The organism is Plebeiibacterium sediminum, from assembly GCF_026013605.1.
Taxonomy (GTDB): domain Bacteria; phylum Bacteroidota; class Bacteroidia; order Bacteroidales; family Marinilabiliaceae; genus Saccharicrinis; species Saccharicrinis sediminus.
In genome coordinates, this window is sequence record NZ_JAPDPJ010000034.1 from 1 (window position 1) to 23,406 (window position 23,406).

The 23,406-nt window shown below is 31.1% G+C and carries 13 protein-coding genes; 4 read left to right on the plus strand and 9 right to left on the minus strand.

Annotation, left to right across the window (positions count from 1 at the left end; translation table 11 throughout):
- Positions 1-869: 869 nt before the first annotated feature.
- The 9 genes from OM075_RS14325 to OM075_RS14365 all read right to left on the minus strand — a co-directional run bounded on the left by OM075_RS14325 (position 870) and on the right by OM075_RS14365 (position 12,990).
- Complete coding sequence (locus OM075_RS14325; protein ID WP_301191214.1) at positions 870-2,453, minus strand: DUF262 domain-containing protein; 1,584 nt, start codon at positions 2,451-2,453, stop codon at positions 870-872.
- Between the two features lies 1 nt (position 2,454).
- Positions 2,455-3,435 carry a hypothetical protein gene (locus OM075_RS14330; protein ID WP_301191215.1) on the minus strand — a complete coding sequence of 327 codons (981 nt, stop codon included), beginning with the start codon at positions 3,433-3,435 and terminating at the stop codon, positions 2,455-2,457.
- Positions 3,436-3,437: 2 nt separating this feature from the next.
- Positions 3,438-4,613 carry an AAA family ATPase gene (locus OM075_RS14335; protein WP_301191216.1) on the minus strand — a complete coding sequence of 392 codons (1,176 nt, stop codon included), beginning with the start codon at positions 4,611-4,613 and terminating at the stop codon, positions 3,438-3,440.
- A 313-nt stretch (positions 4,614-4,926) separates the two neighbouring features.
- Positions 4,927-5,280 (minus strand): hypothetical protein, encoded by a 354-nt coding sequence (locus tag OM075_RS14340; protein ID WP_301191217.1) that lies wholly within the window; start codon positions 5,278-5,280, stop codon positions 4,927-4,929.
- Between the two features lie 326 nt (positions 5,281-5,606).
- Complete coding sequence (locus OM075_RS14345; RefSeq protein ID WP_301191218.1) at positions 5,607-6,833, minus strand: 5'-methylthioadenosine/S-adenosylhomocysteine nucleosidase family protein; 1,227 nt, start codon at positions 6,831-6,833, stop codon at positions 5,607-5,609.
- A 2-nt stretch (positions 6,834-6,835) separates the two neighbouring features.
- On the minus strand, positions 6,836-7,264 hold the full coding sequence (locus tag OM075_RS14350) for a hypothetical protein (RefSeq protein WP_301191219.1): 429 nt from the start codon (positions 7,262-7,264) through the stop codon (positions 6,836-6,838).
- Complete coding sequence (locus OM075_RS14355) at positions 7,261-10,404, minus strand: hypothetical protein (protein ID WP_301191220.1); 3,144 nt, start codon at positions 10,402-10,404, stop codon at positions 7,261-7,263. Before OM075_RS14355 ends, OM075_RS14350 begins: the two co-directional genes overlap by 4 nt.
- Before the next feature lie 662 nt (positions 10,405-11,066).
- Positions 11,067-11,999 (minus strand): hypothetical protein, encoded by a 933-nt coding sequence (locus tag OM075_RS14360; protein WP_301191221.1) that lies wholly within the window; start codon positions 11,997-11,999, stop codon positions 11,067-11,069.
- Positions 12,000-12,408: 409 nt separating this feature from the next.
- Positions 12,409-12,990, minus strand: coding sequence for a recombinase family protein (locus tag OM075_RS14365; protein WP_301191222.1), 582 nt, complete (start codon positions 12,988-12,990; stop codon positions 12,409-12,411).
- Between the two features lie 270 nt (positions 12,991-13,260).
- Here OM075_RS14365 and OM075_RS14370 point away from each other — a divergent pair, with 270 nt between their 5' ends.
- The 4 genes from OM075_RS14370 (at position 13,261) to OM075_RS14385 (ending at position 23,330) form a co-directional block, all read left to right on the plus strand.
- Positions 13,261-15,996, plus strand: coding sequence for a ligand-binding sensor domain-containing protein (locus tag OM075_RS14370; protein ID WP_301191223.1), 2,736 nt, complete (start codon positions 13,261-13,263; stop codon positions 15,994-15,996).
- Positions 15,997-16,699: 703 nt separating this feature from the next.
- Positions 16,700-19,924, plus strand: a complete 3,225-nt coding sequence (locus OM075_RS14375) for a SusC/RagA family TonB-linked outer membrane protein (RefSeq protein WP_301191224.1) — start codon at positions 16,700-16,702, stop codon at positions 19,922-19,924.
- Positions 19,925-19,945: 21 nt separating this feature from the next.
- A complete protein-coding gene (locus OM075_RS14380; RefSeq protein WP_301191225.1) occupies positions 19,946-21,715 on the plus strand; it encodes a RagB/SusD family nutrient uptake outer membrane protein in 1,770 nt (589 codons plus the stop codon).
- 19 nt (positions 21,716-21,734) lie between these two features.
- Positions 21,735-23,330 (plus strand): IPT/TIG domain-containing protein, encoded by a 1,596-nt coding sequence (locus tag OM075_RS14385; protein WP_301191226.1) that lies wholly within the window; start codon positions 21,735-21,737, stop codon positions 23,328-23,330.
- The last annotated feature ends 76 nt before the right edge of the window (positions 23,331-23,406 follow it).

Below are 23,406 nucleotides of genomic sequence, written 5' to 3' on the forward strand. Positions count from 1 at the left end.
CTGATCAAGCGGAGAATTTGAAAAGTACTATTTCTTTTTTCAAAATTGATTAATAGTTATAACAGGGTAAATGCCAGTTTGTGTTTAATATCTATGTACCTATTCGGCCTGATACATACAATCTATTTTTAATATGGTACAATAATGGATCTATTAGATTTGATATTTCATAAAAAATTATACTTTTGCATCAGGGTTAGGTTTGGTTAAAGATTAAAAGCCATTGTATTATTATTATTATACAGTGGCTTTTCTATTTTCATTATTTTTCATTTGGTTCTACTTTATTACAAACCTGCGTTTCGTGAGACTAAATTTAAGCAAATATTTTTCAGTAACTTTGTCTAAGTAGAATACTTACAGGTATTGAGTGTTTTTTAAACAAACATTTATTTTTTCTATTCAAAATTTGATAATATTCAAAGCCTAAAATCAATAAATATTAAAATCTTTATTACATTTTTGTTTATTACTTTATTAATGAGCTGTGAAAAAGAAGATGATAGAATTAATATTCAAATAGAAGATATTATAAGCTTTACATTTAATGGAATATTTTAAAGCTTAATTCTGATACTATGATTATTGACTTATATACAATTAATGTAAGACAAATAGTTGGTCATCGTGGATTCATTGTTACTGAGGGGTCAATATGCTCCGTTTTTTCTTTCTTCGAAGCAGACTTTTCCTCAATCATTACTTAAAGGGGTCAGCATCCGCCGGAATGTCATGCGCAAAACATCGCATGAACCGGCTTCGGGAAAGGGGGTCAACATGATCAAGAATATCCATTCATTGTAGCCGATGAACAATTATAATAATTGAAGCAAAAGACAATAATATATATATGTAAAATTTTATTACTGTTATAAACTTATTTTTTGGTAAGATATTCCTAACCCATCAACAAACACTTTTTCTTTTTCTACAATATATTTTAGCCTTTCAATAAGATAATAATCAATATCTTCTTTTCTGTTTAAACCACCTGATTTAAAGTTAATTTTACTTGCAACATTTATTTCGTTTTTAAAAGATATGTCAACACTAGGATATTTATTACTGCCATAAGTGTTTTTAAAATGAATAAAAGGTAAATAACTGGAATGACTTCTTCTTCCTTTAAATAGATACTCTATTTTATATCCTGCAACATCGTTAGAATCCAACTTTTTAAAATCATTACTTGTATTAAGTAAAAATAATTGAAAAGCCTTAGATCTTACACTTCCAGAAGAAACAGATTTTGGTAGATCAGCTGTTGTAAATTTTTGTTTTTTATTGTGATAATACACAGGAGAAACAGTTTCATCATCAATGAATTTATTAAACTGCAAATAAGCTTCCCTGATTTTACTTAACGAATAAATTGTAAAGTAATTAGCATATGTGGTAATCCAAAACCATTGTTTTAATTTTTCTTTTTGTACATCTGATGGTTTTTCAACATGATTAAAAAAATGAACTAAAAATATTAATTGACTACCATATGGCAGTAATTTTTTATCAATCACCAGGAGTTCCTCAAACAAAAATTTTATTGCATGCTTAACACTTTCTACTGTTTTGAGTGTTACTTTTTGAAAATCATGCCTTTTTACAAGCAATTCGAGCGTTTGATCGAAATATACCTTTCCAAATGAATTTTGAATACACTGAACCAATATTTCACGTTTTAATCCATCAAAATTATACTCTTTTAAATCTTCCAACAGGTTGCTGAATATTTCACCAAGATTAAAGCCAGTTTCTTCGTTAGATGAAAGAGCAGATAGCATCCAATCTGGTGATATTTCAATTCCTTTTGAGTTAACACGTGAAAATATTTCAACAGCTTCAGATATTTTTCCTCCTATAATTTCTATGGATGGTATCTGATAATCAATGATGGTTGAGGATAACTTTTTAGCCCTTGTAATATATGTATCAATATTTTCATCATTTTTTAAATCAATCCGTAATTGATCAATAAAATCAAGAAACTCATAGGTGTCTACTAATTTATAAACAGGTATACATGTAACTTCCAACTGGTTTGATCTTTTAATTAAAAAAGCTTCGTCTACCAAATCATAAACCATATTAAACTTCCTTATTCTAAGAAATTCATTACATTCGAGATGTGTCTTACTAGGATTAGTCAGACAACCAAAAAGAGTAGATAATCTCTGATATCCATCTAGTATATAGTAAAATTCAGCACTATCGTAACTTTCAATTGTATAGGGTCCTATTTGATAATTATTTGAATAAACCTCTTTGGGGCGCCACAATAAAACAGATCCAATGGGATACTCATGGCTAATACTATCAAATAAATCTATTTTTTGTTTATCTTCCCAAACAAAATCCCGCTGGAATGTCGGGATTTTAAATTTTCCGTCTTCAATGAGCTGCAATAGGTTAATTAGTCGGTTTACCTGTGGTTTAACTTGAATCTGATTCTTCATATTATAGCAGTTCAGTAATATTTTTAATTATATTTTCAAGTTCATTTGGATCAGATTGGTGGGCTGTTCTTTTTAGTAATTGTTCTCTTGTGACTATTTCAAATTTTTTAGGGAACTCGCTTTTAAATATCCCTTTGTTGTCAACACCATTTTTAAGATGTTTATAATCCTCCTCACTCACATTTTCCATCAAACGGGCAACTTTTGGATGTAATTTATTTTGTTGCTCTCCTTTAAAACCTTTTTGTAAATCAAAAAAGTCTTTTTGTATTTCACTCAATTTCAGGTAGGCATCATAATAATTTCTGTTATTATCCATCTCAGCAATCACTTCATCTGGCATATAATTCTCTATTTCTCTTTTCTCTAATATATGCCATGATACATTGTTTTTTGTTAAATAAGTTTCTAATCGCTTTCTAGTATCAGAGCTATCCTCTGAAAATCTTTTATCGCTATCAACAAGTACATAACATCTTAAATAGTATTCTTGTCTTTTAGGTAAATTCTTAAATGATTTTTTTTGTCGCTCAATAAAGTTGATAATATTAGTACAACCACCTGCATTTCCATAACTAATCCACCCATTATCATAATGTCTTCTAAATTTTTTACCTTGCTTTCGAAACGCTTCACTTATTGCATCCAGAAAATATCCATCATTTTCACTATTCTCTAAAACTATCGTAAAAGGTTGATTAAAAAATCTTTTTGCTTCAAGTACATTAAAGCATTCTGGTGTTGAATCATTAGCAACACAATAATCAACCTTAGTACATCCTGTAATAAATCTATTGAAATATTCTTCAATCAATTGTTTGTCAATATCTAAAAGACTTTTAAAAACATTACTATCAATCACTTCCGTAAGATCACAGAAATATTCATATCTTCTTCTATCTGAAAACAACGCTAGCAATTGATTTACTTCCTGTAATTTTTCACTTTTTTCAAAAAGATCAGGTTTAATTTCAATTAGCATAGTTACTTGTTTTTTAGTTGTGCATTACGTATGGCCAAAGTTTCATCTAATGTTTCACTAAAAACTTTTTCTGGCCAATAAGCCACACTACCATCTGCATTAATATCAATTTTTATTAGGTTGCTAGTATTGGTATTACTGTTATATTCAACAGAATACAATGCTATATCATCTTTGCAGAATCGCTTTTCTGCAACCATTCTTCTTAAGCGCAATACAAAGTTTTGCGAGTGTGTTTCTATTAAAAATTTATTTCCTTTTTTTGTTGAGTTAGCAAATAATTCAGCCAAATTACCATGAGCTCCAGGATGTAAATGTAATTCTGGTTGTTCTAGTATCGTAAGCATTTCGTTATTGTTTTCGTTAAATGCACTTACAACAGAAGGTAAAACTTGACTCATTCCCTCGCCAACATCTCTTATATTTATGCTGAAATCAGGATCTTTTCTTGTTAATTCAATTTTATAATCTGGTTTTGATTGGGCATTAATTGCAACCCCCCAACCGTCAAAGTTATTTTGATACCATTTACTTACTTTTTTTAGTAATGTACCATCATTATGTAAATGATCACTAATTAAAATTTGATAGGTATGCTCTCCTTTTATACCAATTTTATTAGATTTTAAGCTTCCTCTAAATGTGTGATTACGATCAGGAATTTCTCTGAAAGGCCCAATATAATTTGTTTTCAAGTTGAATAATTGCCCCTTAAACTCATGCTCAATACCTGTTGTTATATTGAATCCATTAAAATCAACATCAACAATTTTATTGTTTTTTAAATCAATATAGTTTTGACTAGCATATTTATATGAAAGTTCAACCTTGTCATTAAAAGACCATTTTCTAATTTTTGGTACATCAGCTTCTTTTAATCCGGCAACCACCTCTAAATGTAATTGTTTATTTCCTTCTTTAAGTGATAATTCAAGACTTCCTATTTCTCTCCCATAAATTAGATCTCTAAACTCAGCACCTAACTCTATTTCATCATTTATTATAGAAACAGGTTCTGTAATTTTACCACTTAAAGAACCTTCAATCATGGTAGGTAATTTTGCTACAGCACTTTTACCAGAACTGTTTTTCCCAATTAGTACTGTAATTGGTTTTAAAACGAGCGTTTGTTGCTCTTTAAATGATTTATAGTTTTTAAAAATGATTTTTTCTATCATTATATCAAGCTTTAACTGGATCAAATCAAAGTATCAATCCCCTTTTGTTAGATGTCCAAAAATAACACTTTAAATCTACTTGGTAAAAGATTATTTTATATAGTTCAATTGCAAGGAAATAGTAAGTCTACAACTATTTATATATTGCTTTTATGAATCAAATTTAGTCAATTCATTTATATGTTTACTCATCATTTCGATTAACTGATTTGTCAAAGACATTTCTCCATTATTTGTATCTAAAATTAAGATTTTTCCTATTTCAAGGAACTCTACATTAAAATTTATGTATATAGATTGTTGTACTTAACAATTATTCCCTCGTTGGTTTACAAAAGCAATTCAATAATTCTTCTCTATTTTTATGCCGTATAAAGAATATAAATGTTGAATCAATTATTTTAATTGCCTGATTACCTTTATCAAATTCGAAAAGAGGAGGTGAAATATCTTTCCTTATTTGATAGTCTACCATATGATTGAAGAACCTATTAAAGTCAGTCTGCCTGATTAAAGAATCACCTTTTTTCAATGATACGATTTTGTCCTCAATAATTCTTTTACTGATGCCAATTTCTAAATCTTCAATTTGGAAACTTAAAATTGCATGAATAAAATAATATGGTAAATTCAATTTAGAATCATCTCCCGAAATATAATCTTCCATACATTTGATATGCCTACTAGAATAATCTCCTCATTTTTTGAGATTATTAATAATTCAAGCAAGTATACTCAATTGTCATTTCTTTACTTTAGAGTTTAGTATATCTAAAAAGAATGGAGCATTTATAAACAAGCCGGGCTTTTATTCATTATCAGTTAATTATTTGTTTTTTAAATCATCAAACCGCTCAATCGAAGCACATCTGTTCCCGTAAAATTAGTTTTTAGGGTAGAAAAGTGGTGGCAGATAGACAAGCTCTTTTGTAATTTTGGTTGTGGGACGGCTTGTGCGAATTGCCAATGTCCTTGGTTGTGAAGGCTGGCAAATCATAGTTCATTCATTATGAAATCATACATAAATTGTGCACTTGTAAATGCGGCATACTTTTGAAAATTATCTGCTTTCTCTTTATCACCAAAATCACAAACCGATTTAATTGCCATTGCCTTAGGTTTCGGATTAAATCCATTATTTGCGCTATAGAACAATCCAAAAATTTCCATTTCCAAACCAATTAGTTTCCTTTGATGGTCTTTAAGATTTATTAATTCCTCTTCATTCTGTATTACGTAAGGGACAGAAACAACAGGTCCTACTTTAACTTTTAGATCAGTTGAAGGCTTATTTCCTTGCCACTTATCTTTAAGTTCGAATAAATATCTTTTCTTGGTTTCGTAGGTTCTTACTTTCTCTTTTAAGTCAGAGTCCAAAGATAAAGGTGTCGGATTAGGGCTAAAACTTTTAGTTCCATTGTCGGTAGTTATCACCTTACCGCTAGTTCCATCATAAGTTTGGTCTGCAATTAAAATATCTCCAAAATCTACCTCTCCCTTTACGCCAGCTGCAATACCAGGCATAAATATATACCTTGGACGGAAATTATGAATTATTTTCATACATAAAGTAGATGAAGCAACCATCCCCATCTGTGGAGCAGAGGTTGCAACGACTTTGAAGTTTTTTTCACCGTTTTTAAAAACACCTTTATGATATTGAGTAGCATCATTGCCAAATTTGTATTCTTCCCAATTACCTTCTAAGGCAAGAACCTGTGTTAACTCAGGATCTTGAAGAGCTGTTATTATAGCAATATCATAATCATAGTCTAAATTATCACGTTGTAAAAACTCAGACCTCACTTTAATTAAATGAAATAATAGGTTCTTTAACTTTTCTTGCCAATCAACTTCTTCTGCTTTGTAGTCAATTAATTGCCAAACAAATGTTTCAAAGTTAACCTTAAACTTGTCCATATGCTCAGAAAATTCAGTTAAGCCAACAATATGTGTTATTGGTTTGATTTGAGGGCTTGTATGAATGTCATTTAGGAAACTTATTCCATTTTCAGGACTTGGTTCATCTTCGCTATCTAAAGGCAAAACCAAATCTAATATCATAAAGTCGTATGCTTTCTTATAAATTAGTTTTTTAGCTGATTTTATATCTTCTACATAATCTATATTTGAACTTGGAATATCAATACTTGATTCAATAAGTTTCTTTATTTTCTCTTTTTTGCTCGGATTATCTTCGACAACTATTATTTTAATCATAATTAAATATTATCTATTCTAGATTTCAATTCATTTTTCCAACCATCAGGTTCTTTAACATTGTAATATACAACACCTAAGTAGTTAGGGAAATTATCTTTCAGTTCTGAACTGAACTCTTCATCAACATAGTTTAGGTACATGGTAATAATTAGAACACTTGTTGTTATATCTCTACGATACATTTCATTCAACAAAAATTTACCTGCATATTTTTCAAAGTCACCACCAGACTCACCAGGTTCAATATCATAATTAGGCAAACTCATGTCAAGTAAAATGAGTGAATATGAGTTATTCTTAATTAATTCTCTTAAACCAGAGTTATAAGATTTCCTTATTGTTAAATTTACATCAGAATATTTTTGCATAAGAAAATCGCAGACTTGCTTTAATTTTTGTGGATTATCTTCTATAAACAAGATTTTCATGCCAATAAAGTTTTCTTATTTAAACTAATATCTATACAAAATTCGTTCTTATCATTAAGGCTTAAAGACATATCATTTTCTTTATGAATTAAATCCGATTTAACAATTCTCATAGCCTTATGAAATCCAGAACCTTTTTCTTTCATTGATTTATTTAGGTCAAGGGTAAATGAACAAATTTTTGTTCTCAATTTTTCAATATCTATAGTAGGTGCTAATGGATTTCTAAATTGCATATTGAGCATATCTCTATTTTCAGCAATTAGAACATGAAATTTTACATTGTCATCATCAAAACCTGCATGTTTTGTTGCGTTATCCATAAATATTCTAACTAAATCAACTAAAGGAGGGTAATATACACCTTTAAATAAACAATTACAGTTGATTTCCTTAATAGGAAGAATTGATTTGTTATATTCAAGACTTACATCAACAATTTTTTCTATTTGAAAATCCGAGATGTTACTTTCTGTAATAGAAAACCAGTTTGCAACCTTTATGAGCTTATTTTCGATATTTACCCGAGCTTCATTTATATTATTTGTTAGCTGTTCGGGAATTTTACCAAACACATCTATTAAGCCTTGCTCTAATGTTAAAAGCAATTCAAAAAACTTCTCCTTTATTTCACCATTAATCTTGGCTTTAATGTCAGATAAGTTTTTTTCTGTCCTCGTCCACAAATCTGTAAAAATAGCATTGGAAAATTCTTCAACACTTTCAATATCACTTTGAGCTAGATAAGATATTTGCAGTATAAAATCGTCGTAATTATAGTCCAGCCATCCAAGAGGATTCTTATCCTCAATTTTTATCTGCAAACTTCTAGAAAGTATTTCCTCATTAATTAAAGCATCTATATTTGTTGAGAAGTCAGATAATATTTCCTGAAACTTAGCCCCACCTGCTTCATTTAATTGTAGTGTAAACAAATCCCAGCTAGAATTGATTTTATAGCTATCAATACCTTTTTCTTTTTCAGTGATTAAGTTTAGGTTTTCAAATTCAGGTCTAATCTCACCTAATAAGACCCCGTGTCTTATTCTTGCACTTAAATACTGCTGTAAACCATAGTTGCTGAATAAAAACTTATCCCTTAGGAAATAGAAAATATCTTTATAAATATCAAATTGTGGGTCTTTTGAAAACTCATTTCCATCTTCTTCATCAGACATCTTATAACTAAACATTTTATCCGAATAAAGTGAAAGTATTGAGATGTCTTTTTCTGATTTTAACTCCCCAATCATTTTAAACCTTCGAAAGATTGATGTAATGTTTTTCAACTCGGTTTCAATTATACCTGTCTGATTAACATATATTTTACTTTCATCAATCTCTTGTATACCCTTTTGAATTATTAGACGTTTGGTCAATCTTTCTATCTCATCATTATATTCACTTTCTGAAATACTATCAAGTAATACAAGGTTTTTGCATACATTTATTCTCTCATTATATTTATGCTTCGAACTTGTTATAAATGGAGAATGTTTAAAAATATCTAAAGTGCATATGTCGGCTAAAAAATAGATTATTTTTTCATCAATATTGTTTTTAATTAATTCTATTAGTTCTGTCGGAGTAAAACAGTCTTGAGCTATTAAGTAACATTCATAGGCTGTATGAACATCGTAGTCTTCAGAATTAGTTAATTTATAGAATAAAGGCAGGTTGATAGTATGATTAACATTCTTATACTTTGCAGTTTTTATTTTCTTTTTTATTCTATCAACTATAATATTTGATACTAAAAGTGGATTATCAAAATAATTATCTACATACAAATCGATACATTTATCAAACTTGCTTAATTCCTCATAACATCTAAAAAGGTTTTGTAGAACTTTTTCTTTCTGAAAGTTTTTTAGAGATGCTTCATTTATCATCTCTTCCCATAATTTAATTGAATCTTCGTATTGTTCGTTTTTCTGATACAAAAACGCATTTAGTATCTTTTTCCTACTTTGTGGCAAATTAGATGCTTCAATTGTCTGTAGAGTCCCGCTTTGTTGTTGAAAAAGATAAGCTAGACTTGATGAATTAATAAACTCAAATGAGAGTTTATTATTAAGACATGACTCACTTAAGTATCTTATAAATGAAGGATTTAGAAATTTGGTATTAAGTATACCTTGTTGCTTAAAAATATCTTTACCCTCAACTTCTTCCTTATAGAAATTCATTAAGTAAAACGAAAGCGAGAAAACTGAACTGATATTAAAAGCAATCTTTCTAATCTCATTTAAACATTCTGGCATTGAATCACTTCTTAATAAAATGCCATATAAAGCCTTAAGTATTCTATTCTGAAAAGAGTTACTATCCTGTCCAATTGGAGAAAGCGGTTTTTCCTGAAGTACCAATGATTTCAGGTAAATTTCGTATAATTCAATTGAAAGAGGATTCTTAATAAGCATATCCTTCAATAATTCTTCAACCTTTTCATATTCACCGTTTGTATAATAATCTAAAGCCCTTAAAGAGATTAAATCTTGTTCTCGAACGCTAAATTCAAAATCAAAATTTGTATCAATCAATAATCTTAGCTTATCAATATTGAAATCATTAACTTTTTTCGATAAATAATAAATTCTGCTATCAAGAAATGCCTTTTTATCCTTATTATTTTCTAATACCGCAGTCTGTAGGATTCTAATTAAAGAAATATATTTATCTATTATTGAGTGATATCCTTCAATTGCTAAAAAGTCAGGAAGCAGAGTTTGTTGTTCAACTTCAAGAAAATTCAGTTTAAAATTGTAATAATGTAAGTCGACTTGATTATCTGATTCAATATAACGGAACAACAACCTAGCAAGTGATATATTATACTGATTTACTGAAAGTTCTTTTTCAGCTTTTAAGCTAAAAAAGTGGGAAAACCTTTTAATAAACCATTTTTTATTTTGCTCATTAATGTCATTTAGAAATTTTGTGTTTTCCTTTAGTCCTTTTTCAATTTCTATTAGGATAAAACGCTGTTCAATTCCCCATAGAGAAAAACATACCTCCTTTTCAATTTGGTCTAGAATAGTATTGGCTTTAGCATAGTCTCCGATAATTAAAGATTTTTCATATTCCTCTTTTTTATCGATGAAAATCTGAATCTTATCACTGTATTTTCTTATAGCCAATAGTGACCAATTTACTTCTTTCTCAAAAGCATCACCTGATTCGCCGTATAGCACATTAGAGTCTCCTAATTCAGATATAGAACTGGGTAATGAACATCCATAAATATGGTCTGTAAAAATCTTGTTTTTATCACCAAGGTTGTCAACAATATAACATATGTCTGAATAGTCATAATTATATTTCAGTTTTAAAAATGACAAGTGGGGGTTTTTGTCTCTTTCAATTAAGTCAATCCTGAATTGTCTCAAAAGTATATCATTAAAATCAATCATTTCGCTATATGTAAGTGTGTTGGCAAATATTGCACTCTTTTGCAAATTTCGGATTGTGTGTTAGCTTGTGCGATTTGCAAATGTATGCAATGTGCGTTGGCTTCCCTAATTGTTCCAAAGGGCAGAAGCGGGTTGGCAAAAAACTAATTTTTTCTTGTACCAATCTTCAATCAGTGAGCCAATATATTCATTCCGCTTTTTCAATTTTATTATTAAGTTATTTCTATGCAACTCGGTTTTTTAGCCTTGCATACAGCGATACACATAAATTTACGGGGCTAATTGCGAGCTACATTCCTGGCAAGCTAAATATAGGTTAATACGGCATGCAAAACTCCAAATTACTACTTAATTATGTGCTATTGTACACCGTAATTATTCGTTTTAAATTAATCTTCATAATAGCATTTTTCAGGAGTACATTTCTTCAATTCATCTCTTCCAAAGAACGAATATGCAATTCCACATTCAGGACATTTATGTACCATAATCTTTGTCTCACAGTTTAAGCAAAGGCCATTAATTACATGATTATTTATTGCTATGTTGTGAGGATCAAAAATTACAGACTTCTTTTCGTTGCACACAATACAACTAGTATATTCAACTGCATACTCAAAATTCAAATTACAGCAGTAACATAAATCATTTTCTGGAGAATAAGTTTTTTGATAGCATTCTGGACAATAGTAATTTAATCCAGTGAAGTCCTTCGCTAACTTTTCCATTTCGTCAACGTAAGGACGAAAGGATATTAACTTTTTGTATTCTTCTTTATTTAAATGTGTTTGATAAAATTCTGTTGGTGTTTCAAATTCAAAACTAATTTCAGATAGTAATGGAACAATAATATGAACAATAACATAAATTATTTCATACTTCAAATCATACAAATCAGCTTCACCTAAAAATAAATTCAAGTGCACTAATTTATTTCTAAATTGTTGAAATTGTTCAAGGTGGTCAAAGTGAGTTTCAGAAAACCAAGTTAAGCTTTCATTATTCGTTAATATCTGTTTTAAATCATTATACTTTTTAGTGTGTAGAGTATTGTTTTCAAATTTTTCAAAAATATACTCGTCTGTTTTATTCTGATATCTGCTCAATAATATACTTCTAACTCCTTGTTCCTTAATTAGAAAAGCCTTTAAAGCTAATTCTATACTCATTTGCATGAATAAAGTAGTAACTATTCCTGTTTCCCCGTTTAATGGAGAGTCTTTTCTATCGTTATGTGTTAATACTTCTCTTATACCTCTATGTAAAAATAGAACAGCATTATTGAAGATTGTATCATAAATTTTTCGTTCTTGTTCTGTCATAATTGTTACTTTCATCTTTTATGATGTACAACTTATTTATAAAAGGATATAAAAATTATCATTATGTAAATTGCAAATATCCAGTTAAATACAAATATTAATCGTTTATTAACGTTCTTTTTATCCTAAACGTTTATAAACGATTAATTAAATTTTTAAATATAATACCTAATAACGATTATAATAATCCGTCTATAAACTTTTAATACACCTTTATGTATTTTTCTCTTTCTGCAATCTCCTATAAGCATAATAATAAAAGAAAGCAGCTTTTACAGATTTATTCATTTTACATTTGCTGCTCAGAAGAAGAGATAAAGAAGATTTGTCAATCATTAAATCTTGCATTAAATCTTTTCTGGATATACCTAATTCATATTTATTTGAATATATGTTTGCAATAAGCAAACTACATATTTTTTTCCTTCTCCTTCTTAACCCAATCAATATATCTATAAAAAGTTGCCTTACTAACATTAACAATTTTAAGTATTTCAGAAACAGACCGAGAGTGATCCACCCATAATTGATAGCAAGCAAAAGCTGTTTTCTTTGCGTCTGGAGACAGACCTTTCTTTCTTCCACCAATACGTCCTCTTTCGCGCGCGGCCTGTAAACCTGCCAAAGTTCTTTCCCGGATAATCTCACGTTCGAACTCGGCAAAGCTGGCAAAAATATTAAAGGTCAAACGTCCTTGGGCTGTTGTGGTATCAATACTATCATTAAGACTAATAAACTCAATTCCTTTTTCGCGGAAACCTGAAACCAGGTCGATTAAATGTTTTAAGGATCTTCCGAGTCGATCCAGTTTCCAAACTACTACAACATCTCCTTCACGGAGGTGAGCTAACATACTTTCAAGTTCCTGACGTTCCTTAACTGCACTTTTAGTCTCTTTAAATATTTTTTCGCAACCGGCTTTTCCCAGAGCTTCGGTTTGCATTTCTAAATTTTGGTCCCTAGTTGATACCCTTGCATACCCTATTTTCATATTCGTTCAAATTAACGATAAAACGTGAAACACTTTAAAGATACTAATTAATGAGACGTAAAGGTGTTTCGATGATAATAATTTTTGATAGACTCATATAACCGGGATTATAGTACAAAAAGCTATTGTGTAAGTATGTTCATTTTATAAGTAGTGTTGTATAATACTATTAGGAAGCTATATGTCGATTTTTACATTTTTTATTACTTTCGTGAGGTTATTATATTTTAGGAAGTGAAGAATCTATTAATCGCAATTATATTATTATTAATGCCAGTTATTCTAGAGGCAGAGAAAATGGTATTTAATCATTTATCTGTTGAAGATGGATTAACAAATAACTTTGTTAAAACTATTTTTAAAGATAAATATGGATATATCTGGTTTGGTACACTTGAAGGAATTAATAGATATGATGGTGTAGAAGTCCGTTCATTCAATAAATATTTTCCTAATAATACTAATAGTGTTACATCCATTTTTGAAGATAAAGATCATAGATTGTGGATTGGTACAGAATCTGGTTTGTACTTCTGGAATAGAATAGCCAATGTATTTACAGAGTTTAGTAGTGAATTATTTCTTAATGCAAGAATCAACAAGTTAGTAGGTAATGGTGAAAATCAAATACTCTGTTCAACAGAGAAAGGATTTTTTATTATTGATGTTAAAACTCTAAAAGTTGATCAAATTCTATTTCATAGAGACATTAATGCATTATTAAATCAGGTTAATGATTTTATAATTGAAAATGAACAATTATATCTAGCAACAAAGGGAGGTTTAATCCAATACGATTTAAATATTAGATGTTCTGTTATTTATAATGTTAGTCGAATTAATGGAGAAGATGTTTCAAATTTTTCTTGCTTAACTAAAGTAAATGATACCGTTTATTTAGGAACACAGACACATGGAATTATTGGATTCAGTTTAAAAAGTAAGAAATATTTTGAATATGGTAATTTTCAAGATAAAATAGTTCTTTCTCTTTCAAATGATTCAACAAAATTATTTATCGGTACAGATTCTGATGGACTAATTATATGCGATTTTGTTAGTAATGACTTTCAAAGCGTTGAACACATAGATAATGATGCTACATCGCTTTCTTCAGATGCAATATATTCTATATTGGTAGATAATACTTCAACTTTGTGGGTTGGAACATATGCCGGTGGGGTTAATTACGCATCGTTGGTTGATAAAACATTTAAAACTTATGGTATTGATGATAATAAATATAATCCCAGTACCAGTGTTCGATCCTTATTATTTAAAGGAAATAATAAATATATAGGAACAAGAGATGGATTATATATTATTAATAATGATCAAAGGGTTCAGTACTTTTCCAATGAAAATTCTATTCTCAGAAGTAAAATAGTTTTATCTTTTAATAGAGAGGGGGATGATGTAATACTGGGAACTTATAATGGAGGAGTTTATAAAATTGTTGGAAATAGTAAAATTATAGATTGGCACAAAGATCTTTTTTCAAATGAAAGTGTTTATGATTTTGAACGTGATAAGAACGGGAATTTATGGATTGCCACATTAAGTGGACTTTACAAACAGGAAGAAGGGATTATTAACTCTATTAAGGAAGTGCATGGAAGTGATTCTGAAAATTGGATCTATTGTATAAAGATTGATAGTTTAAATAGAATTTGGGTAGGAAGCATGTTAGGTGCCAGAGTATTTCAAATTAATAAAAATAATAGCCTGGAATTTCTAGCAGATTTACCTAAAATAAAAGGATATAAAGTTACTGATTTCTATATTGATAAGACAAATGCCATGTGGATTTCAACAGAAAAGCAAGGTATCTTTCAAGTGGATATGGATTTTAATATAATTAATCATCTTTCAGAAGATTCAGGCTTAAGTAATAACTCAGTCTGTTCAATAATACAAACAACAGATGAGGAATTTTGGATTGGTACTTTGAAGGGATTAACCAGATATAACACAGATGATAATTCTATTACAAATTATTATAAATCTAATGGTTTACCTGGTTTAGTATTTAATCCTAATGCCATTGTAAATGATAAAAATGGTCAGGTTTGGATGGGAAATGAAAAAGGATTGGTGTATTTTAATCCTAAAAGTGTTGTTAATGGATCAGGAAGAAGTAATATTGTAATAACAGATGTTTATATAGGAGGAAAAGCATTAGCTGAGCAAGTTGATAACTTTAATAATCATATTGAAGGTTTAACTTCTATTGAGTTAAGAGGAAAAGATAATAATCTCGGATTTAGATTTGTAAACTTATCGATACCAAATATAAATGCCAATAAATATTCTGTAAGAATAAGAAAACAAAACTCTATTGATGAAGAATGGATGGCTTTGAATAATCAGAATAGGATTTATTTTAATTCAATAAAGCCCGGGAATTATCAATTTGAAATAGCTTTAGTAGATGGATCAGGTCTGGTTATTAAAGATAGCATAAAAACACTTTCTGTTAGAATAACTTCAGAATGGTACCAAAGTATATTTGTTTTAGTTGGTATAATTGTATTTATAGTTTTTCTAATTGCTGTTTTTGTGTTTTCAATTAAGTCAGTAAGAAAAAAATTAAAAGAAGCGAAAAGTCAGATTTCAGATGATGATAAAGAACGATATGAAAGTTCTCGATTAGATATAGAAAAAAGTAAAGCTTTATTGTCTGAAATTCAGGATTTTGTTGTGAAATCAGAGGTTTATCTGAATTCTGATCTTAAAATTGGGGAACTGGCTGAACAAATGAACTATTCCATACACGATATATCTCAGGCGGTTAATCAAAATTTGAATCAGGGTTTTACAGATTTCATTAACTATTATCGGGTAGAGAAAGTAAAGAATAGATTGCAAGATCCGAAATATTCAAAATTCACATTACTTGCAGTTGCTGAAAAATGTGGATTTAATTCCAAATCATCCTTCTATAGAGCATTTAAAAAGGTAACAGGAAAAACTCCTTCAGAATATTGGAATGAAATTCAAAAGTAGAAGTTAATATATTATTCAGTTAACTTTTATTTACGTTCTTAAATTAAAACATGAATAATTTTTCATTATCCAACTTAAATATTCGTTTCATTAAATAACCTTTTTATTATAGGAAATCTTTTATTCTTTTAAAGTATACAAAATATCTATTTCAGATACTCACTTTTTTAGTACTATTCATTGTGAGAGCTTGCTAATAAATTTGATATGTTACTATATAAAGCAGTTTTCTCTTTTTCATTATAATTCTCAAAGAAAATTACCCATTAATATATTATAGGTCATGTTCATTTCATTAATCTGCAACTTTTATTGATGAAAATTAACATTTACATGAGAGGTTTCATTAGATAAATTTAATAATGGATTGAATAGAAAAGTAAGGCGACTAAAATTTCTATATGTAAGTGTTTATGGGGGATCAAAATATAATATGACACGTTTTGTTGTGGTTTAATAGGTTTATATATAGGTGTTTGAGGTATTTTTGAGCTGTAGGGTTATTTATTCGATCTTTTAAGATTTCAATTTAAAATGATACTCATAAAACTTGGTTTCAATGCTTGAATGGAAACGATTGAGTGGTCTGAAAAATTCACAAAAATTAAGAAATGTCAGAGATTTGTGAAAGATGATTGAGAGTTGTTTAGACATGAACACTAGATCGAAAAATAATTTTATGGTTAATTTAAATTTAATATTTATGAGAAATTCTATTGGAAAATGTACTGGTAGTTTTATAAAAATATCCAGTGGCATTAAAGAATGGATGAAAAAAATGCTCGTAGGTACCTTCCTATTTCTATCAATAGGAATAATGGTAAATGCAGAGACTGATTTTAATGTAAGTGTTACTGATCAGGAAAACACAGTGTCAATTAGTGGTAATGTAAAAGATGAAAATGGTGAACCTATACCGGGTGTTTCGATTATTCAAAAAGGATCATCTAATGGTACTATTACAGATATCGATGGTAACTATACTATTAAGGTAAATTTGGGTTCTACAATTGTTTTCTCATTTATCGGAATGACAAGTCAGGAAATAGTTGTATCTAGTCCTTCTCCTATTAACGTATTTCTTAAGTCAGAATCAATTGGATTGGATGATGTCGTAGTAGTGGGATATGGTACCCAGAAAAAAGCAACGCTAACAGGATCGGTAGAAACAGTTAAGGCTGAAGTGTTTGAAGATAGAGCTGTTACTAGTCCTGCTCTTGCTTTACAAGGTCAGACTCCTGGACTTGTGGTGACTCGTAGTTCATCACGCCCAGGTAAAGAGAGTATTGATTTTCAAATTCGTGGTGCCACTTCAGTAAATGGAGGTAGTCCATTAATTGTTATAGATGGTTCACCTGCTATTAATGATGATGCGTTTAATAGTATGAATGCAGAAGATATTGAGTCCATAACAATTTTGAAAGATGGTTCTGCTGCAATTTATGGTTCTCGTGCTGCCAATGGTGTTATTTTGGTAACTACAAAAAAAGGAAAAGGAGAAACAAAGGTTGAAATTAATAGCCAGGTAATGTTTAATACACTAGGTATTAGACCTCCAACACCAACTATGGAAGAATATGCTACAGTATGGCTGGAAGCGGCAGAACAAGACGGAGCTCAAGCAAATTATTGGGGATGGCAGACAAAAGAAAACCTTTTAAGAATGCAAACAGGTGAAGAGGGAATTTATTCAACTCAGTATTGGGGAGATATTTTCCTTGGAGACTATCCTCGATTTGATGAGATGTATGGTTCTTCACTTTCTCAACAACAAAATGTTAGTTTATCGGGTTCTTCCGAAAAATCCAGTTATAGAATTTCAGGAGGTTATCTTGAAAATCGAGGTCTACTTCAGACTGCTTATGATGGAAAAGCTCAGTATAACTTAAGAATGAACTATGATTATGAGGTTACAAAATGGTTAAAGTTAGAGACCGGCGTATCCTATTTTAATACTGAAGTACAAAACCCATCTTCAGGTTTTGATGCCAGTTCTATTTCTAATGACCCTCCGTTTTTTCCATCTAAGAATCCATATGGACAATGGTATGCCAACTTTGGAATTGCAGGAAACAGAAATGCTGTTGCAGCTACTGTTGACGGGGGTAAAGAAACCACTAAACGTGATCAGCTAAAATTAAATTTTGCTGCAACAGTTAATATTACAAAAGATCTTAGTTTAAAAGGAACAGCATCGTTTGATAAAGACTTTTATTATAATCAGAATTATAAACTTACAGTTCCTCAATATACATGGTTTGGTGAGTTAGCACCCGAATCGGTAAACTCAACTTCTTCTATTAGTGAAAAAACAAGTACTGTATTCTATAAAACCTACGGAGGTTTTGCCAATTACAATAAGAAATTAGGGAATCATGAAATTTCAGCAATGATTGGTATAACAGCTGAGTTGAACGAAAATAAAACACTGTATGGTTATAGAAAAGGATTTGAAGATCTGGGTGTTTATGATATTAATATGGGATCAACAGAGGAGCTTGTTGAAGCTACCGGAGGACAAGGACATTGGGGACTATATGGTTATGTAGGTCGTTTGAACTATAACTATATGAATAAGTACCTGGTTGAAGTTAATGGTCGTCGTGATGGTTCTTCCAAATTTGCACCGGGTTATAAGTGGTCAAACTTTATGGGCGGATCATTAGGCTGGGTGATCACAGAAGAAAACTTTTTAAAAGACAATAACTTTTTAAGCTACTTGAAATTAAGAGCCAGTTATGGTGAAATGGGTAATCAGGTTGGTATATCAAATTACGATTATGTATCAACAATGGGTTATGGAACTGCCATTTTTGGAACAACAGCAGCTCAGCAAAATTCAGCATGGGTATCCGGAATTACAAGTAATACAAGAACATGGGAAAGAGTATCTAACTTAACTGTTGGAACTGATTTTCAGTTGATGCAAGGTAAGGTTTATGGATCGTTTGACTATTTCATTAAAAAGAATGACGGTATGCTTATCAGCGTTAATTATCCAGATGTTCTTGGTGGAAGTGCTCCTAAATCAAACAGCGGTAGTCTTGAAACCAAAGGATGGGAGGCTGCTTTAGGTTACAGAAATAAAATTGGTGGATTAGAATATAATGTGAGTGTAAATATTGGAGATACCCGAAATGAGCTTATAAAAATGGAGGGTGTAAGTACTTATTCAGCCGGAAAAAACAGTACAGTACAGGGCTACGCTTTAAATAGTTGGTTCCTGTATAAAACAGATGGTTTCTTTGCCGATGAGGATGAAGTAACAGCCTATTATGAGCAAGCTGGAAATGGTGGTGAAATTCCAAATTCAAGCGATGCCAACGTAAGACTTCGTCCCGGGGATACAAGAAAAGTTGATTTGGATGAAAGCAAATCAATTACAGGAACCGGAAATATTGATGATAAAAACGGTGATGTAAAGTACATGGGTGATGCTGCTGCCCACTATAACTTCGGTGTAAATATTGGATTGAAGTATAAGAATTTCGATTTGACAGGTTTTTTCCAGGGAGTACTCGATCAAAAAATCTTACGTAGTGGTTATTTACAATATCCTTTCTATACCGTTTGGTCAAATCAACCTTCTGCATATATAGGAAAAACCTGGACAGAAGATAATACTTCTGCTAAATATCCAAGGATGACCTACAATACAACCAGATCAAAATGGAATTGGGCAAACAATGATTTCATGTTGCAGAATAATCGTTATGTGCGATTGAAATCGTTAGTGGTTGGTTACACATTTAAAGACATTAAAGTTGATAAGTATAAAATTGAGAGACTAAGAATTTATTTCTCAGGAAACGATTTGTTCGAATTCACAAGTTTAAAAGATGGATATGATCCGGAATATGGTGAAAGTACTCAAAACTCATATCCATTTAACCGAACATATGCAATAGGCGTTAACTTATCATTTTAACCCCCCAAAAAACGAAGAATAATGAAAAAGATATTATTTGCAATTATACCTGGTATTTTACTGTTGTTCTCAGCATGTGAAGATACATTTCTAGACCTTGATCCGCTGGATGCATCAACTGAAGCTGCTTATTTTTCTACACCGGAACATTTTAAAGCTGCTACTAATGATTTTTACAATAAAATGATTGGTTTAAGGTCGACTAATGGTAGTAGTGTTTATGATTTTATGGATTTCGGAACTGATTTAACCGGTTATGTTCAGGATTATGGAAGAGGTGTGGTTATTCCCGGAAGTGGAGATTCATATTGGACTCGTGCCTATATCTACTTGAGAGCCATAAATATTGTATTGGATAAAGCAAAAGCATATAATGGTGATCAGGAAGATATCGCAGAATATGTTGCAGTATCAAAGTTTTTCAGAGCGTATCATCATTTTGTTTTACTTCAACGTTTCGGTGGTGTGCCAATTGTAACCAAGGTTATCGATTTAGATTCTCCTGAATTACTAGGAGCGAGACATAGCAGGTACGAAGTTTTTGAACAAATAATAAAAGATTTGGATGATGCTATTGCAGGTCTGCCTTTAGAAAAAAATATTTCTGATTCGGATAAAGGAAAAATCAGTAAATGGGCGGCAATGTCATATAAAGCAAAAGCATTGTTGTATGAGGCTACCTGGGAAAAGAATGTTGGAACAACAACTGATGGTGATGGTGTTTCAGAAGGTGCTGGATCGGCTAAACCTACTGATTATCCTTCAGTAAACAGTATGCTTACCATGTCAAACGAATTGGCTAAGGATGTGATGGATAATGGAGGTTATAGTCTTTGGAACTATAACAGCAGTCTTGAAAATTGGAGCATGTATTATCTTTTTAATCTTGAAGATGAGGGATCTAATCCTGCAGGTTTAACAAAAGCTTCAAACAGTGAGTTTATTCTGTATACCAAGTACGATTACGATTTGTACCAAGGAAACGTGAATATTAGTCATACCGTAGGTAGTCGTTTATCACCGTCCCGGAAATACATGGATATGTTCCTTTGTTCTGATGGATTACCTGTTGAAAAATCTTCTGTTTTTGAAGGTTATTATGGAAGATCGAATGAATTTAAGAATCGTGATTATCGTTTAACATCTTATTTTGGAGATATCCCTGAAGATGGTACTGCAAGTTTAATAGGTCCCGGATCAAATTCAGGAAGTAGTTATGGTAACCGTAAATTTGCTTCATATAATTATGGAGTATATCGTGCTGCCAATACCGAGTCTTTTGATTTTCCACAGATTCGTTTAGCTGAGGTTTATTTGATTTATGCTGAAACTTTGTATGAATTAAAGGGAGCACTTACTGATGCAGAGTTAAATGCATCTATTAATAAAATTAAAGCCCGTGCCGGATTACCTGCACTAACAAACGCTTTTGCCGTTGCAAACGGTTTAGATATGTATGAGGAGATTAAAAGAGAACGTACCGTTGAGTTGTATGCAGAAAACAGTCGCTATAATGATCTTAAACGTTGGGGAATTGCAGAAGAAGAATTGAATCAGGACATTTGCGGAGATGTTATCGAAGGAACAGAATACGAGAATAATACAGCTCTGTATAATCCCGCAGGTTATCCTTATGGTGAGATAACAAAAGAAACAGGAGTTGGGCCTCGTAGGGTTTTACTGTTAGATCCTGCAGCAAACAGAAATTTTGCCCGTACTCATTATTTGATGCCGATTCCGTTGGAACAAATTAATTTGAATAGCAATTTACTTCAAAACCCAGGTTACTAATAAAATAAATATAGGAATCATGAAGAATTTTATAAAATATATATTCATTACTATAACTCTTATATCAGGAGGATGGGTATTTCATTCCTGTACTGATTTTGAGAAAGAATACGAAGCGGATTTGTATGTTTACCCTGATATTACAATTACTGATTTTAGCCCTAAATCAGGTCGACCTACTGCTCCAATTACCATTACCGGAACCAATTTCGGAGAATATTCCGACGCTGCAAAAATTTATTTTAATGGTGTTCTGGTAACCGATTTTGTAAGTTATTCGGATAATGAAATGGTCGTTTCTGTACCTGAAGATGCAGGAGATGGTTTAATCACAGTGCAGGTTTGGACACACACAAAAGTGTTTACAGAAACTTTTGATTATATAATGGGGGCAAAAGTAACCTCGATTGATAAAACACGTGCCAGTGCAGGTGATATTGTAACAATTACGGGGGAGAATTTTGGTACCAATGCAGATGATATTGATATATATATTGGCGATACCAAGGTGGATATCGCATCAGTTACTGATACTGAAATTCAATTTACGGTTCCGGATACTTCTTCCGGTACAATAACAATTAATATTCAAGGACAAACTATTGTAAGTGAGTATTTATTAGTTGGAGACGAACAAATAACAGGAACATTAATTGGACATTCAGGTTCATGGGGTAATAATTCTGCAACATTTATTACAGCAGCTGTAGATGGTGATATTAATACATTTGTTGATGGTGCGCAAAAAACAGGTTATGTAGGTTACGATGTAGGTACCGGTAATGCTGTACAACTATCCTCTGTTCGTTATGTACCTCGCGAATCTCATCCACAACGTATGGTTGGAGGTGAAATCAGAGGCGCTAATGACCCTACATTATCTGATGCAGTTACTCTATATACAGTTACTGAACAACCTGCAGTTGGTGTGTATACAGAAGTGAGTATTTCAACAGAGGAAACTTACCAGTATATCTATTATTATTCTGCAGACGGATATTGTAATATTGCTGAGATTGAATTTTATGGAAATATTGTAGATGCTCAAATTCCTCAGGGAAAATATGTTTTCGAATTCATGGGTAATCGTGAGGTAACACTTGATGTATATGATGACTGGATCGGAAGACCAGATCAAAGCAGCTGGGCCGGAGCAACCACAACCATATTGGAAGATGGTTATTGTAAAGTAACTTTTGCTTCACCTTCGGATGGTGTGAATAAAAACAGGGCTGATTTTACTTATTCTTTTGGAGGTGATTGGGGATCTGCCGGAAGTGGTATTGATAAAGAGCCTTGGGTATATTCAAGTGAATATCCTATATATGCCATAAAGATATATTGGATTCAAAACGATGGTTCTTTAGGTGGACCAAGACCTGCAACAGGAAGTATCAATTACGATCGTTTGGGTCAGTTTAATGATGATTATGCAGCATCCAATGTATTGTGGGTTGATGCTTCAACATGGGCTGCAGATAACACTATTAAGGAAGAAGGATCATGGTGGCAAATAAAAATTGCAGATGTCTTATCAAACGAAAAAGGATATTGGGTTGATTGGCACAGAACATTTAAAAGTTTAGATGAATTAGAAGCTTATATTGCTCAATAAGTATTTAAGAGTAATACCGGATTATTAAAATCCGGTATTATTTTCCATACCATTTTATGGAAAATATATGCTTGTA

Bases quoted from the DNA above. Each gene is read 5' to 3' on its own strand.
- OM075_RS14345 (WP_301191218.1), bottom strand. From the start codon at position 6,833: ATGATTAAAATAATAGTTGTCGAAGATAATCCGAGCAAAAAAGAGAAA.
- OM075_RS14340 (WP_301191217.1), bottom strand. From the start codon at position 5,280: ATGGAAGATTATATTTCGGGAGATGATTCTAAATTGAATTTACCATAT.
- OM075_RS14380 (WP_301191225.1), top strand. From the start codon at position 19,946: ATGAAAAAGATATTATTTGCAATTATACCTGGTATTTTACTGTTGTTC.
- OM075_RS14335 (WP_301191216.1), bottom strand. From the start codon at position 4,613: ATGATAGAAAAAATCATTTTTAAAAACTATAAATCATTTAAAGAGCAA.
- OM075_RS14350 (WP_301191219.1), bottom strand. From the start codon at position 7,264: ATGAAAATCTTGTTTATAGAAGATAATCCACAAAAATTAAAGCAAGTC.
- OM075_RS14385 (WP_301191226.1), top strand. From the start codon at position 21,735: ATGAAGAATTTTATAAAATATATATTCATTACTATAACTCTTATATCA.
- OM075_RS14370 (WP_301191223.1), top strand. From the start codon at position 13,261: ATGCCAGTTATTCTAGAGGCAGAGAAAATGGTATTTAATCATTTATCT.
- OM075_RS14365 (WP_301191222.1), bottom strand. From the start codon at position 12,990: ATGAAAATAGGGTATGCAAGGGTATCAACTAGGGACCAAAATTTAGAA.
- OM075_RS14360 (WP_301191221.1), bottom strand. From the start codon at position 11,999: ATGACAGAACAAGAACGAAAAATTTATGATACAATCTTCAATAATGCT.
- OM075_RS14330 (WP_301191215.1), bottom strand. From the start codon at position 3,435: ATGCTAATTGAAATTAAACCTGATCTTTTTGAAAAAAGTGAAAAATTA.
- OM075_RS14325 (WP_301191214.1), bottom strand. From the start codon at position 2,453: ATGAAGAATCAGATTCAAGTTAAACCACAGGTAAACCGACTAATTAAC.
- OM075_RS14375 (WP_301191224.1), top strand. From the start codon at position 16,700: ATGAGAAATTCTATTGGAAAATGTACTGGTAGTTTTATAAAAATATCC.